Consider the following 15,983-nt stretch of genomic DNA (forward strand, 5'->3'; position numbering starts at 1 on the left):
CGTCCGCCGAAGCCATTCGTACGGCTACGCCCGGGGCTCCGTAGTTCTACGGAGCGCCACGGAGCGCGCCTTTCAGTCTTGCCCGGCCACCAGCACCGCGTAGCGCCGGATCAGCTGCGCGAGCGAATCGCAGTCGAGCTTGGCGAACAGGTTGGCGCGATGCGTCTCCACCGTGCGCGGCGACAGCGCGAGCGTGCGCGCGATCTCCTTGTTGGTGAGGCCCTGCACGATGAAGGCAAGCACCTCGCGCTCGCGCTCCGACAGCTGCGCCACGCGCTCGCGCGCCGCGTTGTCGGCCTGCGAGCGTTCGCGCGAGCGCACATGCTGGCGCACCGCCTGCTGCAGGGCTTCGAGCAGCTGCTCGTCGTCCACCGGTTTCTCCAGGAACTCGGCCGCGCCGGCCTTGAAGGCGCGGCGGCACATCTCGACGGTGCCGTGGCCCGTGAGCATGATCACCGGCTGGTCGACGCCCTGCGCCATGAGCCGGTCGAGCACCGTGAGGCCGCTGATGCCGGGCATGCGCACGTCGAGCACGATGGCGCCGACGCTCGCGCGGTCGAAGCCGTCGATGAAGGCCTGCGGGTCTGCCCAGCCCTGCACCCGCAGGCCGACCGTGCCGATCAGCAGCGACAGGCTGTCGCGCACCGCCTGGTCGTCGTCGATGAGGTGGATCAGCGGCGATTGCGGTGGGGTGTTCATCCCATGCGCTCCGTGGACGGCGCCACCAGCGGCAGCAGCAGCGTGAAGCGCGCGCCGCGCGGCGCCGCATTGGCCGCGGAGAGGCTGCCGCCCATGCCGCTCGCCAGCGTTTCGCTGAGGCTCAGGCCAAGGCCCAGGCCGCCCTCGCGCGTGCTGAAGAAAGGCTCGAAGAGGCGCGGCATGGCCTCGGGTGCAATGCCGCGTCCGTTGTCGGTCACGGTCAGCACGCCTTCCTGCCCATTGCGCCCCACCGAAACGGAAAGGCGGCGTTCGGACGCGGGCACCAGGTCGAGCGCCTGCAAGGCGTTCATCAGCAGGTTGTGCACGATCTGCTCGAGCGCCACCGCCTCTGCCTGCACGCGCACCGGTGCCTGTGCGGTGGCATCGAACTGCGCCGCAACGCCTCGCTGCGCGAACTCCGGCGCCAGCAGGTGCATGGCGCTGCGCACCACCTCCTGCAGCACCAGCGGCTTCACGTCGCCGCCGGCTTCGGGGCGTTCGATCACGCGGCGCAGCCGACCGACCACACCGGCCGCGCGGCGCGCCTGCTCCACGGCCTGGCCCATGGCATTGCGCGCCGTGGCCAGGTCGGGCGGATCCTCGTCGAGCAGCCGGCGCGCGGCCTGGGCATTGGCCAGCACGGCCGTGAGCGGCTGGTTCAGCTCGTGCGCCAGCCCTGCCGAGAGCTCGCCCAGGGCATTGAGCCGCGCCACCTGGCCAAGGCGCAGCAGCTCTTCGGCCCGGCGGCGCGCGATGCGCTGGCGCTGCGCGGTCCACAGGCCGGCCAGCAGCAGCGCCGCCGCCACGGCCCAGCCTGCGATGCTGCGCCACGGCAGTTCACCCCAGCCCACATGGCGCTCGGCCACGAGGTCGAAAGGCTGGCTCGGCGATGCCAAGGGCTTGGTAAGGCTGAAGCGCCAGCCACCCGTGTCCGCTTGCGCCGCCTGTCCCGGCTGCAGCACGAACTGCTGCGCGCCGCGCTGCAGGCTCACGCGCACCGGGCTCTGCTTCGGGTCCATCGGCCAGTCGCGCCACGGCACCGAGCCGGCCAGGTCGATTTCGAGGGCGTAGCTGATCGGCGTCGCACCCATCACGAGCTGGTAGCGGCCTTGCGCGAGGTCCAGTCCCGCCAGTTCGGCGCGGCGCTCGCCGCGCGAACGTGCTTCCGCAGCGGCCAATGCGCCGGCCTGCTTCTCGTCGGGCCAGGCCTGGTCGCGTTCGCGCCGCTGCACGCGCAGGATCGACGGATAAACCGATGGCAGGCGCTGCTCCGGGCGGTCCGCGCCGTCGCCGGGTTCGAGCAGCGCGAGCGTGGCCAGCACCGCGTCGTACTGCACCACCTGCTGGCTCATGAGCCGGTGCGCGATGCGCGCGTCGGTCTCGAAATCCTGCTGCAGCTGCGCGAGCTCGGCGCGCGCCAGCCACACCGCGCCCACGGCCGTGAGGGCCAGCCATGCCAGCCACCAACCACCCTGCGCGCGCAACCACTGTTTCATGGCGCGGATTGTGCCCGGCGCAGCGAGGCCACCCGATGTTGGCCGAGAATGCGGCCCCAGACATGGCTGAAGTGCAGGACTCCCTTTTCCCCGATCTTCCGCGCCCGCCCGAGGCGCCCCCCACCGTGCCGCCAGAGGCCGAGGCCGAGCCGCCCGCGAAGAAGAAATCTCGCGGCGCCACCGTGGCGCCGGCGCCCGTCGATCCGGCACTGGTCGAGCTGGCCGCGGCGCTTCCGGCCGGGCTGCGGCTGGGCACCTCCTCGTGGAGCTACCCCGGCTGGGCCAACCTCGTCTGGGATGGCGAATACGCCGAGGCGGTGCTGTCGAAGAACGGGCTGTCCGCCCTCGCCCGGCACCCGCTTTTCCGCACGGTGAGCCTGGACCGCAACTTCTACCGCGCGCTCACCGCGAGCCAGTACGCGCGCTATGCGGCGATGGTGCCCGACGACTTCCGCTTTATGGTGAAGGCGCCGAGCCTCGTGACCGACGCCACCGTGCGCGACGAAAGCGGCCGCGGCACGCAGGTCAACCCGGTGTTCCTGAACAGCGAGATCGCGATCCAGGAATTCGTGCAGCCGGCGCTCGAAGGGTTGGGCCACCGCATCGGCGCACTGGTGTTCCAGATGAGCCCGATTCCTGCGCAGCTGCTGGCCGACCAGCCCGCGCTGCTTGCCCGCATCGGCGAAATGCTCGAATCACTGCCCGGCCTGAAGCCGGCCGCGCCGGATGCCGTGATTGCAGTCGAAGTGCGCGACCCGCAACTGCTCTGCCCCGCCTTCGCCGACATGCTGCGCAGCGTGGGCGCCACCTTCTGCATGGGCCTGCACGCCAAGATGCCGCCGATCGAAGACCAGTTGCCGATGCTGCGCGCACTCTGGCCCGGGCCGCTGGTGTGCCGCTGGAACCTGCACCGCCGCCACGGCCGCTTCGGCTATGAAGATGCGGAAAAGCTCTATGGCCCGTTCGACAAGATCGTCGATCCCGACCCCGAAACGCGCGAGGCCCTGGCCCGGGTGATCGCGGGAACCACCGGCGCGGGCCAACTGGCCTACGTCACGGTGAGCAACAATGCCGAAGGCTGTGCGCCGCTGACGATCGCGTCGCTCGCGCGGGACATCGCCAAGCTGCCGAAGCGCTAGCTGCTTCGGCCTGCGTTCTCCTTGGCCACCACTGTCATCTCCAGCTCGACACTCGCGTTCTTCGGCAGCGCATAGACGCCGACCGCCGTGCGCACATGCACGCCTGCCTCGCCGAACACGCGGTGCAGCAACTCGGACGCCGCATCGGCCACCTCGCTCTGCTGCGTGAAATCGGCTGTGCATTGCACGAAGACGCCGACGCGCAGCACCTTCTCGATACCGTCGAGCGAGCCGAGCTCGCGCCGCAGCAGGGTCAGGCAGCGCAAGGCGCAGATCTGCGCGGCCTCGCGGGCCCTGCCGAGCGGCACCTGGTCGCCCACGCGGCCGGTGACGACCACCGTGGTGCCCACGCGCGGCACCTGGCCGCTGGTGTAGAGCGTGCGGCCGTCGCGCGCGATGGGTGCGTAGTTGCCGCCGGCGACAAGCTCGCCCTCGAAGCTGTGGCCCATTTCGGCGGCAATTCGATCGGCGATCTGGTCTCGGGTCTGCAACGTCATGTGGCTTCCATTCAACGAAGCCTCATTGTCGCCATCCGGTTTTCGAAGAACAGATACAGATCGCGCAGATGCGATGCGCAACAGACGGTGCGTAACCTCAGGCAGCCGGGGCCGAAGGCCATTGCCCCAGCACTTCGTGGATGCTTTCGCCGACGTGGCTTTCGATCAGTGAGAACGAGCGGGCCGTCCACCGGACCGGCTCGATGGAATGCCGCTCGATCTTGCGCGGCGTGTAGGCCAGCGTCATGTGTGGCGTGAAGCCACGCTCGGGCTTGAAGCCCGCATCCGCCAGTGCCTCGCCAAGACGCTGTCTGAACGCCGCAAGCGCTGCCGTATCGCTGTCGCCGCCGCACAGCACGAAGGCCTTGCTCTGCTCGAACCGCATGGCCTCGTCGAACACCACCTCGAACGAGGGCGGCGCCACGGCGGCGGCGGCTTCCAGGGCGGCTTGCACGGTTTCGCGCGGCACCGCCGGATAACTGCCGAGATGATGCAGCGTGACATGCAGGCGATGCGCCTCGGTCAGCTTGCCCTTCAACGCATGCCGGTCCTTGAGCCGCGCACCCAGCGCGGCAATCGACGCGGCATCTTCAGGGCGCGGAAAGATCGCGAAGAAAAGCGAGCGAGGCAGGCGCTCCCTGCGTGGCACGGTGCCGCGCGGACGGCGCACGGGCAGCGGCGCAGGATCGATGCCTGGGAGTAGAAGCTGTTCGGGCATGGGAAATGTCGGATTCACCGATGCATTCAAACACGACCGGAGAAGCCTGCTGCGGCAGGAGCGTCTGTAAAGATCCGTTGCCCCGCGTGCGGAACTCGGCGCATGCGGCACGGCTCTGACGTGCCATGAACGCCCGATCAGAACCCGGCCTTCCCCGGCGCACCGTTGCCGCAGCGCTCGTTGCCGCGCCCGCACTCTGGCTCGGCGCCCGGGCGCAGGCGGCGGCAAGCCGGCTCGCAACGCCTTCGCAGACCGAGGGGCCCTTCTATCCCGTCCGCCTGCCGCAGGATTCCGACCACGATCTGCTGCGCAACGGCACGCTGGACTACCGCGGCGGCCAGCCGGCCTGGGTCGACGGGACAGTGACCGATCTCGACGGCAAGCCGCTGCGCGGCGCGCAGGTCGAGATCTGGCAATGCGATCAGAACGGCCACTACCACCACCCCGGCGACGGCGACCGCGCCGACGCCGCCTTCCAGGGCTTCGGCCGCGTCACGGTCGGCGAGGACGGCAGCTACCGCTTCCGCACCATCCGCCCAGTGCCCTACAGCGGCCGCACGCCGCACATCCACGTCAAGGTGAAGCTCGGCACGCGCGAGCTGCTGACCACGCAGCTCTATGCGGCCGGCGATCCGGGCAATGTGCGCGACTTCATCTGGCGCAATCTTCCGCAGGCTGCGAGGGAGGCCGTCACAGTGCCTTTCGAGCGCGGGGCGGATGGGCTGCAGGCGCGCTTTCCGATTGCCGTTGCGGCCTGAGCGCGCCCGCCGCTGCTGCTGACGCCTGCCGTCGCCGTGACGGAACCAGGGCACGCCAGGCGATGACGCAAGACGTGACGCACAGCCCGATCCCCAGCAGCGAGAAGCCCAGAACCAGCGCATGGCGCAGCCACGGGCGCGCGAGAAGCGGTGCGAAGTCCAGGCTGTGCAGGCCATGGTAGAGAACGCGCTGCCAGCGGCCCGACGCGTCGCTGCGCAGGAGAATGCGTGCCGACGCAGGATCCGCGAAGGCGGCCACGCCATCGGCCCAGTCGGCGCGCCACACGGGCAGCGGACGGGTATGGCGGGTGTTCGGGTCCACAGCCTCGCGTGCGTAGTACAGATCGTCGTAGGAATCGATGCGGCGCATCGTGGGAGCGCCGGCCTCCGGACGCAGCGCGGCCAGCAAGGGCTGGACGGTGGCCGCAGGCAGCGCGGCAATGGCCTGCCCCGGATCGCGCATCTCGGCACGCACCAGCAATTGGCCCTCGGCAGATTGCAAGCGATACCACGGCTGCCCCGCAACGTGCAGCAGCTCCAGTTCACGCGCCGCGAGGCCCTGCCGGTTGGCCTGCCTCAGCGCCTCGGCCGGATCGAGCCGCGCCTCGGTTGGCAGGCCGGCCCAGCGCACGCGCTCGTCCGCCGTCGGCTCGCGCGCTGAAAACACGCCGAATGGATTCATCGACAACAGGCCCGAACAGATCCATGTGAGCGCGAAGATGCCTGCCGCCAGCCCGGCGATGTGATGCCAGCGCAGCCAGAACTTGCGGTAGGGAATCCAGCGCGAACGATTCAGGAAGAGTTGCCAGGTGCCAAGCACCACGCCGCTCAGCGCCAGCAGCGTCGCGGGAATTGAGAGCCACACGACGGCGTGGTGCCAGGCGGCAGGGAATTGCCGCAGCACGGTCGGATAGATCCAGTGCGGCACGGCACCCAGCCAGTTCCAGAAGCGCTCGGCATGGCGCGTGTCGCGCACGACCTCCGCCGCATCTGGAGAAACGTAGAGCTCCAGCCCGTCCTCGCCAACCAGCGCGACCTTCACCAGTGGCCGATAAGGGTCGAGGCCCTGCGGCACGGTCCATTGGTCGCGCTCCAGGCGCTCGGAGTGCTGCGCGAGGCGCCCGCTGAAGGCCTCGGCCACCGCGGCCGCCTGCGCGTCTGCGAGCGGCGGCCGCAAGACGCCGCTGCGCGCGTCGAGCGTTCGCCAATGGGGCGGCGCAGCGCCCTGCTCTTCATGCGCCAGCAGCCGCCAGACCGGATCCGCACCCGCCATGCCCAGGCGCGCCTCGCTGAAGCGAAGTCCGGCACGCCGAGCGGCCTCCTCTGCGGTCAGGCAGCACCCTGGCGGCAGTTGCAGCGGCGGCAAGGCCTGCAGGCGTTCGACGGGCGTGAGGCTCGGGAACGGCACGAAGTACAGGACGACGCCGCTCGCAAACCACATGAGGAAGAACAGCACAAGCACGACGCCCAGCCACTTGTGCAGAAAGACGAGCGCCTTCTTCATGGCGCAATGGCCAACCGCACGGCATCCATCATTCAGAAGCGCGCACGCGCCGTCAGCTGCACCGTGCGCGGCGCGCCGAGCAGCCAGCGCACGTTGCCGGTGCCCGAGACCGCGTAGTCGCAGTCCGTCAGGTTCTTGACGGCCAGGCTGAAATCGAGGCTGCGCGAATACTCGTAGGCCAGCGACACATCGAACACCGTGTAGGCCGGCAGGCGCGCCGTGTTGGCCGCATTGGACTGCCGCGCGCCAACGTAGCGCGCCCCGATGCCCAGCTGCCACCGGGGCTGGAAGCGATAGGCCGTCCACAGGTTGGCCGTGCGTTCGGGCACGCCGACCGGGATGTTGCCCGCGCGGGAGACAGCACGCCCGGCGACCACCTCATTGAAGTCGTCGTAGCGCGCACGCAGCAGAGCCGCGTTGGCGTCGACGGTCCAGCCGGGCAGCGGCTCGGCCGCCATGGCCAGTTCGACGCCGGTCGACGATTGGCGCCCGACCTGCTGGGTGATCCTGGGGTCGCTGGCATCGCGGGACAGCAGGTTGCGCTTCTCGATGCGGTAGAGGGCCAGCGTCCATTCGCCCTTGATGGCCGGCAGGCTGCCCTTGGCCCCCACCTCGAGCTGCCGGCCCTTGGTCAGGTCGAAGGAATTTCCACCATTCGGAAGCGACAGCGCACCGCTCAATGGGTCGGTTCCCGTTCCGTACTGGCCATAAAAAGAAACCACGTCGCTGGGTGTCCAGACCGCGCCGATGCGGCCCGTGACGGGACTGTATGTCTTGGACAGACGGGCGCCGGTGCGCAGGTCGTTGTTATCGAGCCGCATGCGGTCGCTGCGCAGGCCGGCCACGAGCTTCCAGCCGGGCGCGAGTTCCAGCGCATCCTCCGCGAAGAGTGCCGTCGTCTCCAGGGTCGAATGGCGTCCCGGAAGCGTTGGCACCGGGCTGGTGAAATGGCCCGGCGCAAAGAAGAACGGATCGACCGTGCTCGCGCCGCCGTAGGGCGAATTGTTGGTGTGCAGCAGGGTCGTGCGATACCAGTCCAGGCCGGCGACGAAGCGGTTCTTCAGGCCGCCGAGTTGGCCGTCGAACGTGGCATCGAACCGGTTGCCCGTCTGCTCCTGGTCATGCAGGATCTCGATGTAGTCGCTGCGGCCGACCCGCGTGCCGGCCCTGTTGAAGGTGTAGGCCTCGGCGTTGCGCCAATGGCGCACCGACGCCAGGTGGTAGAGCTCGTTGCGCAACTGGATGCCGTTGCCGAGCTGGTATTCGGCCTTGGCGCGCCACATGCGGTCGTCGTACTTCACGACCGAATCGTCCACATTGAAGTTGGTGCGGCGCAGCCGGCTGTCGAGCACGCCATCGAGAAGCGGCGTGCCGAAGTAGCGGGCGTCGTCATTGCGGCCGCCATCGAACGAGAACGTGAACTTGAGCGCGCTGCTCGGACGCGCCGCAAGGGCGAGCGCGTAGTTCTGCCGGTCGTAGCTTTCGAAGCGGCGAAAGCCATCGCTGCTGCCCGCGTCGACGTAGACGGAATAGGCCAAGGTGTCCTTGATTGGTCCACGCAGGCCGATGCCGCCTTGCCGGGTGCCAAAGGAGCCCAGGCTGAAGAAGGCTTCGCGCTCCGTGCGGTCGAACCGCGGCTTCTTGGTGATGTAGTTGACGGCCGCGCCGATGGCACCGTCGCCAAAGAGCACCGAGGCCGGCCCCCTGAGCACCTCGACCGACTCGAAGGGCCAGGTGGAGAACGGATAGGTCACGGTGCCGGACGCAACCACCAGCCGTGTGCCGTCGACCAGTTGGGCCACGGAGTTGTGTCCCGCAAAGCCCCGCGCCACCAGGCTGGTGCCGCCATTGCCGGGCGCAGGCGCTTCGGTGACGCCGGGAAATCGAACAGCGACATCCTGCGCACGGGCCAGATTACGTTCGGCGATGTCGGCGCTGCCCAGGCTGCTGACACTGGCCGGTGTTTCGCGCGGTGCAAGGCCCAGACGCGACCCGGTCGCGCTTGGCAGGTCGAGGCCCAGGCTGCTGCCGGGAGCGGTTTCGCCGGCCGACACCTCGACGGCCGGCAAGGCGGCCTGGGCGCGCGATGCGACCGGGTGCATCGCCAGGCCGGCGATGCATGCCATGGCGCGCATCGCCCTGTGGCGGCGGATCGATGGACACTTCGCGGATGGTTTCATGCTGTGGCCAGGCATTGTTCGAGTCCCTGCACCAACACATCCCTGGGCAGCTGCTTGCCGATGAAGACGATGCGGCTGTGGCGCGGCTCGTCCTGCTTCCAGTTCGGGCCGGCTTCGGTGCCCATCAGCATGTGGACGCCCTGGAGCACCACACGGGTGTCCAGGCCGACTACCGCGATCACGCCCTTGTAGCGCATCAGCTGGGTGCCGTAGATTCGAAGGATGGCGCCGAAGAAGTCCTCCAGCCGCGCCGCATCGAAAGGCCGTTCGGCGCGAAACACGAAGCTGGAGACATCGTCGTCGTGCTCGTGGTCCACATCGGTCAGGAAGTCGGGTTCGATCTCCAGGATGGCGTTCAGGTTGAACCCGCGGATGTCGAGCAGCTGGTCGATCGGCGCCTGGCCGAAATGCGCCGCGGTGATCGGCGCACGCGCATTCATGCGCAGCAGGCGCTGCTCGAGCGCCCTCACCTCGTCGACCGACACCAGGTCGGTCTTGGACAGCAGGATGCGGTCCGCAAAGCCCACCTGCTCCTGGGCTTCATGGTGCTCGTCGAGCTGCGCCATCGCATGCTTGGCATCGACCAGCGTCACGATCGCATCGAGCAGATAGGTCTGGCTGATCTCTTCATCGACGAAGAAGGTCTGTGCCACGGGCGCCGGGTCGGCCAGCCCGGTGGTTTCGATGATCACGCGCTCGAAGCTCGCGCTGCCGTTCTTGCGGCGCGCCGCCAGCTCGCCGAGGATGCGCACCAGATCGCCGCGCACGGTGCAGCAGATGCAGCCGTTGTTCATCTCGATGATCTGCTCGCCCTCGTCCTGCACCAGCAGTTCGTTGTCGATACCGGCCTCGCCGAACTCGTTTTCGATCACGGCGACCTTGTGGCCGTGCTGCTCCTTCAGGATGCGGTTCAGCAGCGTGGTCTTGCCGCTGCCGAGGAAGCCGGTGAGGATGGTGACGGGAATGAGGCTCATGGACAACTCTGGATGATGGTTGATCGGGCGCTCGACAAGCTCAGCGCTTTGCCGAGAGCGCCGAGGCAATGGTTGTGGTGTTGTGGGCGAACAGCTTCAGGTAGGTGTCCGCCTCGGTCCCCGGCGTCGACAGCGCATCGGAATAAAGCCGGCCACCGACAACGACCCCGCCTTCGCGCGCAATGCGCTGGACCAGGCGCGGGTCGGAAATGTTTTCGACGAACACCGCGCGCACGTCCTCGCTCCGGATCTGGTCGATCAGGCGCGCAACCGAGGCGGCGGAGGCCTCGCTGTCGGTGTTCATGCCCTGCGGCGCAAGAAACTCGATGCCGTAGGCGGCGCCGAAATAGCCGAATGCATCGTGCGAGCTGATCACGCGGCGATGCTGGCGCGGCACCGCGTCGAAACGTGCGCGCACATCGCGGTCGAGCGCCTGGAGCCGCTCGATGTAGCTGGCGCAGCGCTGGCCGATCTCGGCCGCGAATGCCGGCCGTGCCCGCGCCATCGCATCGCGCAGGTTTGCGGCATAGCGCTGCGCGTTCGCAAGGTCCTGCCATGCGTGCGGATCGGGCTCGCGGCCCATGCGGCGCACCGGCACGCCCTCGCTGGCCACGAGGACGGGACCGCGGTAGCCGGATGAACGCACCAGGCGGTCCATCCAGCCTTCGAACCCCAGTCCGTTGACGATAACCAGTTCGGCATTGGCGAGGCGCCGCGCATCGGCCGGGCTCGGCTGGAAGACGTGCGCGTCGGAATCCGGGCCGACCAGGGCCGCGACTTCGACGGCGCTGCCGCCGATCTCGCGCGCCATGTCAGCGAGGATCGAGAAGCTCGCGACGACGCGCAACGGCCGTGGTGTGGTGAATTGCGCAAACACTGGCAGCGGCAGCGCGATGAGCGGCGTGGCGAAGAAGCGGCGGCGCATGGGATCCGATGGAAAGTTCATGTCAGGCATTTCGATGAGAGCGTGAGCGCAGGAGCCGGGCAAGCAATCCGCCATGCGGTCCGAACACGAGCGACAGCAGGTAGGCCACGCCCGCCACCAGCACGATGGCGGGCCCCGAGGGCCACTGGGCATGGAAGGACAGCAGCAGCCCGGCAAAGCCGGACAGCACCGCCATGCCGGCTGCAACCAGCGCAAGGCTCCAGACTTCGGCGGCCCAGAAGCGCGCCGCGGTGGCCGGCAGCATCATCAAGCCGACCGCCATCAGCGTGCCCAGCGCCTGGAAGCCCGCCACCAGGTTGGCGACGGTAAGAACGAGAAAGACGCCGTGCACCAGCGAGCCGGGCCCGCCCACATTGCGCAGGAAACCCGGATCGAGGCATTCCACGAGCAGCGGCCGATAGATGACCGCCAACACGACCAAGGTCAGGCTTGCGACGCCGGCCATCAGCAGCAGCGCCGCATCGTCCACGGCAAGAATGGTGCCGAAAAGCATGTGCATCAGGTCGACGCTGCTGCCGTGGGTGGACACAAGCAGCACACCCAGCGCGAGCGCGATCAGATAGAAGGCTGCGAAGCTTGCGTCTTCGCGCTGCGACGTCACGCGCGTGACAAAACCGGCCGCCAGTGCCACGGCGAGCGCGGCAAAAAAACCGCCAGCACTCATCGCCGACAGCGAGAAGCCGGCAAACAGAAAGCCGAGCGCCGCGCCCGGAAGCAGCGCGTGGCCCATTGCGTCGCCCACCAGGCTCATGCGCCGCAACACCAGCAAGGTGCCGATCGGCGCGCTGCCCAGGCCCAGCGCCAGCGTGGCCACCAGTGCGCGGCGCATGAAGCCGTATTCCACGAAGGGCTGCACCAGCAAGGCCCCGGTGTTCATGACATAACCTCCGCGCTACGCGCTGCGGTATTCGCCTTGGGAACGGCCCGGCGGCTCATGCCGCCTCCCTGCACGCGGTCGCATCCTCGTCCCACGCCTCGGCCATCTGGCGCGCGCGGAACAGGTTCTCGGCATGCAGCACTTCGGCCGTCGGCCCCCACGCCACGCAGCGCCGCGCCATGAGCAGTGTGCGATCGAAATTCAGGCGAACCTGCTCGAGGTCGTGCAGCACGGCAATCACGGTGCGCGCCTCTGCGTGCCAGCGCGCGACCACGGCCAGCAGGTCGGCGGTGGTGCGCGCATCGATTGCATTGAACGGTTCGTCCAGCAGGATCACCGGGGCGTCCTGCAGCAGCACGCGCGCAAAGAGCACGCGCTGGAACTGCCCAGCCGACAACTCGGCGATGCTGCGGCGCTGGAAGCCACCAAGGCCGACGGCCTCCAGCGCGTCTCCCACGGCGTCGCGCTGCCGCGCGGCGATACCCTTGAAGCTGCCGAGCCGCCCCCAATGCCCGAGCGCCACCAGGTCGAACACCCGGATCGGGAAGCTCCGGTCGATCTCGGCCTGCTGCGGCAGCCAGGCGATGCGGTCGCGCGAGGCGCCACCGAAGGAGACCCTGCCCTCGGCTGGCCGGATGCGTCCCATGATCGCGGCGAGCAGGCTGGTCTTGCCGGCGCCGTTCGGCCCGACGATAGCAGTGAGCGAGCCCGGCGCGAACTCCCCCGACAGGTGATGCACGGCCGGGTGCCCGCGATAAGCCACCGTGAGGTTGCTCAGCAGGATGGCGGGAGGCAGCGGCGCCCCGCTCATTTCAGGGCCCAGCCAACAGCCAGCCACAACGCCGCGGCCAGCATCAGCGCGCCCGCCACTCGCATCCACACGCTGGCCATCAGCAGGCTCTGCGGCTTCTCCGACAAGGCATCAAGCATTTCTTCACGTCGGTTGGCCCATTGTTTCATGCCTCGACTATATTGCAAATAGGAATGCATTCGCAATAATGCCTATGGGCGTCCCGCTTTTTCGCAATACGCCCTGCCCTATCCCACCGCGCCAAGCTCAATTTGTTCGTTCGTGCGCCACGCCAGTCTTGGCCCACACTTCCAACTGATGGAGCACCAGGGCCAGCGACCGCCCACGCGCAGACAGCGTGTAGAGAACCCCGCGGGGAAAACTCGCAAGGAGCTCCCGGGAAACCAGGCCTCGTTGCTCCAGGCCATCCAGGCGTTCGGTCAGCACCTTGGGCGTGATTCCGGCCAGGCACCCGACCAGTTCGCCATGGCGCTTGGGACCGGTTTGCAAGTGCCAAAGAATCAATGCGTTCCAGCAATGTCCCAAGAAGGCCAGCCATTCTTCGACGGGGCACTCGCTCGCGTGCTTCGCCGCAGGTGTGTCGATGCCGGCCGGAGCCGCCGGGGTCTCTGCAGTTCTATCCATTTGGTAAGTGCTGGATCCGCATGTTGTGATGCGCTCCATCGCATTTCAGAGAGAGCGTTCATCCGTCATGTTCAAGGTCACGACCCCCGCCGCAATGAACGAAGCTTTTACCCAAGCATTCAACAGCCGCTGCATCGACAACCTGCTGTCGCTGTACGAACCGGATGCCGCCCTGCGCACCGACCCCTCGACCAGACCTGCAGGGGAAAACTCGCCATTGCCGTAGAACTCGGCAAGCTGCTGGACGTGCCGGGAGTCATGATTTCCCGCAACAACTTCTGTGTGGAGGTGGACGGCCTTGCACTGCTGCGGACCGACTACAGCCTGGCCTCGCCGGAGGGAAAGACGATCCTCGCCGGCAGCTCGGCGGAGGTCGTGCGCCGGCAGGCAGATGGCTCGTGGCTCTACGTCATCGACCATGCGGCAGGTGCGAGCCTGCCGCGTGTTGAAGACTGAGTCGATCTGGCACCCGCCCTACCGGCGGCAGGAGGCCGTGAAGAAGTCGAGGATCTGCTCGCCCAGCAGTTGCTCCCCGCTGTTGAAGTGCGCCATGACGGACACGTGGTTGTGGTCCGCGACCGTCATGTGGCGCGGCGCGACACGACGTGCCTGCGCCACGCGATAAGCGAATTCGGTCGCATAGACGTCGAGCAGCGGGTTCTCGTATTGCGCATTGACGACGAACACGGGCATTGCGAGCTGCGCCGCATGCGCGATGGGCGCCAGGGCCGGGTAGCGGCTTGCGTCGTCGCCGAAATACGCCCGCACGCCGGCCGCGTTGGGGTTCTCCGGCAAGGTGTCGGCGCACAGCCGCGCGGACACCAGCACCAGGCAGCACACGTCGCGCCGCAGGTGGGCGAGCGCCGGATCGCAGGCAAAGGTCGCCGCGTGGGTGCCTCCGGCGGAATGACCGATCAGGCAGATGCCGCGCGGATCGCCGCCAAAGCCGCGGATGTGCCCGGACACCCAGGCACAGGCTGCGGCGACGTCCAGGGCACCTTGCGGATGCGGCGCCTCCGGTGCCAGCCTGTATTCGATGTTGACGCCCACGCAACCCTGGCGGGCGAACCAGGTCAGCACGTTGGCGTACATGGCCTCGTTGATGTCCTTGGTGCCGCGCACGAAAGCGCCGCCATGCACGAAGACCACCACGGGCGCGTCACGCGCAACTGCCGGACGATAGACGTCCAGCCGCTGGCGCGGGTGAGGTCCGTAGGAAAGTTCACGCGTGACGGCGACGCCATCGCGCGGTGCCGCCATCAGCACAGGCAGGTAGGCGGCCTTGACCCGGTCGCCCGCGCTGCGGATGTCCTGCTGCCACACCGGGCCGACCTCGCGCAGCAGCTCGTCCATTGCGCCGGGCCGCGGGATCGCGCGCATGGCCGGTCAGTCCTGCCGGAAGGCCGTGGCCTCGACCTCGAAACACCAGTCCGGGTGCGCCAGCGCCGCGACCACCACCAGGGTCGAGGCCGGCCGCGCCGATCCAAGGTACACGCTGCGGATCGCATTGAGCCGGGGCAGGTCCGCGGCACGGGTGAGGTACGTCGTCACCTTGACCAGGTGCGATGCGTCCATGCCAGCCGCCTGCAGCACTGCCACCAGGTTCTTCCAGGCCTGGTCGGCCTGGGCCTCGAAGCCTTCCAGCAGGCGGCCTTGCGGGGTCATGCCGATCTGGCCCGCCACGTGCAGGCAGGTGCCCGGGCCATGGGTGGAGATGCCGTGGCTGTAGGCACCTGCAGGCGCTGCGACGTTGTCGGGAATGATGCGTTGATGCATGGCGGCCTCAGTGCACGACGCTGTCGATTTCCGGGATGACCGGAATCTCGACGCCGTACACGCCGATGTCCTCGCGGATCTTGTTCACGCCCATGCGGATGATGCCGATCTCTTCATCGGGGTGCGTCGCGCCAAGGCCATGGTCGGCTGCCAGTGCCCGGTTGCGGCCCGAACGCGCGCGCTCGGCGTCCGGCAGGTTGACCACGGCATAGACGCCATTGAGCAGGCTGCCGCGCAGCTTCTTCGCGACCTTCAGGCCGATCAGGCGCTTTTCCTCCGAGGGCAACTCGCTGAAGAAGCGCCGCATGATGATGCGGCCGAACTGTATGTGGCGAGCCTCGTCGCGCAGGATCAGCCGGCAGACCTCGCGGATCGAGTCGAACCGGGCGTTCTCGTAGCGCGCCTGCAGCAGGTCGCCGGACAGCTGCTCGAACAGCGTGTTGACCGAGAGGCCGGCAAAGAAGCTCATGGCCTTCTCGTCCGACTCGTCGTGAAAGCGCGGGATGATGTCCTTGAAGTAGTCCGACCGCGGCATGGGCTCGTATTCGGCCAGTGCGTCGGCGATGCGGAAGCTGGCCTCGTGATGCCGGAACTCCTCGGCGATGAAGTTGGTGATGTGCTGCTTCACCTCGAACGGCTGGTGTTGAAAGATCGCGTCGCGCAGGCGCTCTGCGCCATAGGGGGTGGCGCCGTGCTCCATCCAGGCACGCAGGCTCCACCATTCGGCGCCGGCCTTGCGCACTTCCGGCGGCAGGTCGGCCTGTTGGAGATCGGAATAGTCGATGTCGGAGACCGGGTTCCAGGCCAGGTCGCGTGCCTGGGTGCAGAGGCGCCAGACCTCCGGGTACTCGATCTTCGACACGACCGGATAGGGGTTGGGAACGGCGGGGATTTCTTCGAGCAGGGACGGCTGCATGGGCATGGCTCCTTCATTCGGCGATCGGGGATGCCATTCATGCTAGGCGCGTGCTCTTGATACATCCA

General features: G+C 68.1%; 19 protein-coding genes. 4 read left to right on the forward strand and 15 right to left on the reverse strand.

The annotated features are described in order from the left end of the window. Positions 1–72 precede the first annotated feature (72 nt). Positions 73–699 (reverse strand): response regulator transcription factor, encoded by a 627-nt coding sequence (locus VAPA_RS13595; protein WP_021007352.1) that lies wholly within the window; start codon positions 697–699, stop codon positions 73–75. After that, complete coding sequence (locus VAPA_RS13600; protein ID WP_021007353.1) at positions 696–2,195, reverse strand: sensor histidine kinase; 1,500 nt, start codon at positions 2,193–2,195, stop codon at positions 696–698. Before VAPA_RS13600 ends, VAPA_RS13595 begins: the two co-directional genes overlap by 4 nt. Before the next feature lie 62 nt (positions 2,196–2,257). Between VAPA_RS13600 and VAPA_RS13605 the strand changes: the two genes are divergently transcribed. After that, the gene (locus tag VAPA_RS13605; protein ID WP_041946109.1) at positions 2,258–3,334 is read left to right on the forward strand and encodes a DUF72 domain-containing protein; all 1,077 of its coding nucleotides are present in this window, start codon (positions 2,258–2,260) and stop codon (positions 3,332–3,334) included. On the opposite strand, the gene VAPA_RS13610 is transcribed toward VAPA_RS13605, so the two are convergent. Next, positions 3,331–3,831: a RidA family protein gene (locus VAPA_RS13610; RefSeq protein ID WP_021007355.1), complete on the reverse strand. Its 501-nt coding sequence runs from the start codon at positions 3,829–3,831 to the stop codon at positions 3,331–3,333. The two genes, VAPA_RS13605 and VAPA_RS13610, sit on opposite strands and share 4 nt — an antisense overlap. A 97-nt stretch (positions 3,832–3,928) precedes the next feature. Next, the gene (gene thpR, locus VAPA_RS13615) at positions 3,929–4,549 is read right to left on the reverse strand and encodes an RNA 2',3'-cyclic phosphodiesterase (protein WP_021007356.1); all 621 of its coding nucleotides are present in this window, start codon (positions 4,547–4,549) and stop codon (positions 3,929–3,931) included. A 125-nt stretch (positions 4,550–4,674) separates the two neighbouring features. Between thpR and VAPA_RS13620 the strand changes: the two genes are divergently transcribed. Next, a complete protein-coding gene (locus VAPA_RS13620) occupies positions 4,675–5,307 on the forward strand; it encodes a dioxygenase family protein (protein ID WP_021007357.1) in 633 nt (210 codons plus the stop codon). Here VAPA_RS13620 and VAPA_RS13625 read toward each other — a convergent pair. The 8 genes from VAPA_RS13625 to VAPA_RS13655 form a co-directional block, all read right to left on the reverse strand. Next, complete coding sequence (locus tag VAPA_RS13625) at positions 5,240–6,811, reverse strand: PepSY domain-containing protein (RefSeq protein ID WP_021007358.1); 1,572 nt, start codon at positions 6,809–6,811, stop codon at positions 5,240–5,242. The genes VAPA_RS13620 and VAPA_RS13625 overlap by 68 nt on opposite strands. Positions 6,812–6,843: 32 nt before the next feature. After that, positions 6,844–8,991 (reverse strand): TonB-dependent receptor, encoded by a 2,148-nt coding sequence (locus VAPA_RS13630; RefSeq protein ID WP_021007359.1) that lies wholly within the window; start codon positions 8,989–8,991, stop codon positions 6,844–6,846. Next, positions 8,988–9,965 (reverse strand): CobW family GTP-binding protein, encoded by a 978-nt coding sequence (locus VAPA_RS13635; protein WP_021007360.1) that lies wholly within the window; start codon positions 9,963–9,965, stop codon positions 8,988–8,990. The genes VAPA_RS13630 and VAPA_RS13635 overlap by 4 nt, the downstream gene beginning before the upstream one ends. A gap of 40 nt (positions 9,966–10,005) precedes the next feature. After that, positions 10,006–10,911, reverse strand: a complete 906-nt coding sequence (locus VAPA_RS13640) for a metal ABC transporter substrate-binding protein (protein ID WP_021007361.1) — start codon at positions 10,909–10,911, stop codon at positions 10,006–10,008. A gap of 1 nt (position 10,912) precedes the next feature. After that, the gene (locus VAPA_RS13645; protein ID WP_021007362.1) at positions 10,913–11,788 is read right to left on the reverse strand and encodes a metal ABC transporter permease; all 876 of its coding nucleotides are present in this window, start codon (positions 11,786–11,788) and stop codon (positions 10,913–10,915) included. A 55-nt stretch (positions 11,789–11,843) separates the two neighbouring features. Beyond that, on the reverse strand, positions 11,844–12,599 hold the full coding sequence (locus VAPA_RS13650) for a metal ABC transporter ATP-binding protein (RefSeq protein WP_021007363.1): 756 nt from the start codon (positions 12,597–12,599) through the stop codon (positions 11,844–11,846). After that, complete coding sequence (locus VAPA_RS34485; RefSeq protein WP_196232508.1) at positions 12,596–12,748, reverse strand: hypothetical protein; 153 nt, start codon at positions 12,746–12,748, stop codon at positions 12,596–12,598. The genes VAPA_RS13650 and VAPA_RS34485 overlap by 4 nt, the downstream gene beginning before the upstream one ends. A gap of 97 nt (positions 12,749–12,845) precedes the next feature. Further along, complete coding sequence (locus VAPA_RS13655) at positions 12,846–13,262, reverse strand: winged helix-turn-helix transcriptional regulator (protein WP_230558870.1); 417 nt, start codon at positions 13,260–13,262, stop codon at positions 12,846–12,848. 28 nt (positions 13,263–13,290) lie between these two features. Between VAPA_RS13655 and VAPA_RS35165 the strand changes: the two genes are divergently transcribed. Both VAPA_RS35165 and VAPA_RS35170 read left to right on the forward strand, forming a co-directional pair. Continuing rightward, on the forward strand, positions 13,291–13,449 hold the full coding sequence (locus VAPA_RS35165) for a Cif family virulence factor (RefSeq protein ID WP_021007365.1): 159 nt from the start codon (positions 13,291–13,293) through the stop codon (positions 13,447–13,449). A gap of 32 nt (positions 13,450–13,481) precedes the next feature. Beyond that, the gene (locus VAPA_RS35170) at positions 13,482–13,679 is read left to right on the forward strand and encodes a Cif family virulence factor (protein ID WP_230558871.1); all 198 of its coding nucleotides are present in this window, start codon (positions 13,482–13,484) and stop codon (positions 13,677–13,679) included. Positions 13,680–13,697: 18 nt separating this feature from the next. Here the strand turns inward: VAPA_RS35170 and VAPA_RS13665 are convergent, their stop codons facing one another. From VAPA_RS13665 to VAPA_RS13675, 3 genes are read right to left on the reverse strand one after another with little or no spacing between them, the layout of a single operon-like run. Continuing rightward, positions 13,698–14,603 (reverse strand): alpha/beta hydrolase, encoded by a 906-nt coding sequence (locus tag VAPA_RS13665; RefSeq protein ID WP_021007367.1) that lies wholly within the window; start codon positions 14,601–14,603, stop codon positions 13,698–13,700. A 6-nt stretch (positions 14,604–14,609) separates the two neighbouring features. Beyond that, positions 14,610–14,999: a RidA family protein gene (locus VAPA_RS13670; RefSeq protein ID WP_021007368.1), complete on the reverse strand. Its 390-nt coding sequence runs from the start codon at positions 14,997–14,999 to the stop codon at positions 14,610–14,612. Positions 15,000–15,006: 7 nt separating this feature from the next. Next, complete coding sequence (locus VAPA_RS13675; protein WP_021007369.1) at positions 15,007–15,915, reverse strand: ferritin family protein; 909 nt, start codon at positions 15,913–15,915, stop codon at positions 15,007–15,009. Positions 15,916–15,983 lie beyond the last annotated feature (68 nt).

Origin of the sequence: Variovorax paradoxus B4, from assembly GCF_000463015.1 — a bacterium.
GTDB lineage: Bacteria > Pseudomonadota > Gammaproteobacteria > Burkholderiales > Burkholderiaceae_C > Variovorax > Variovorax paradoxus_E.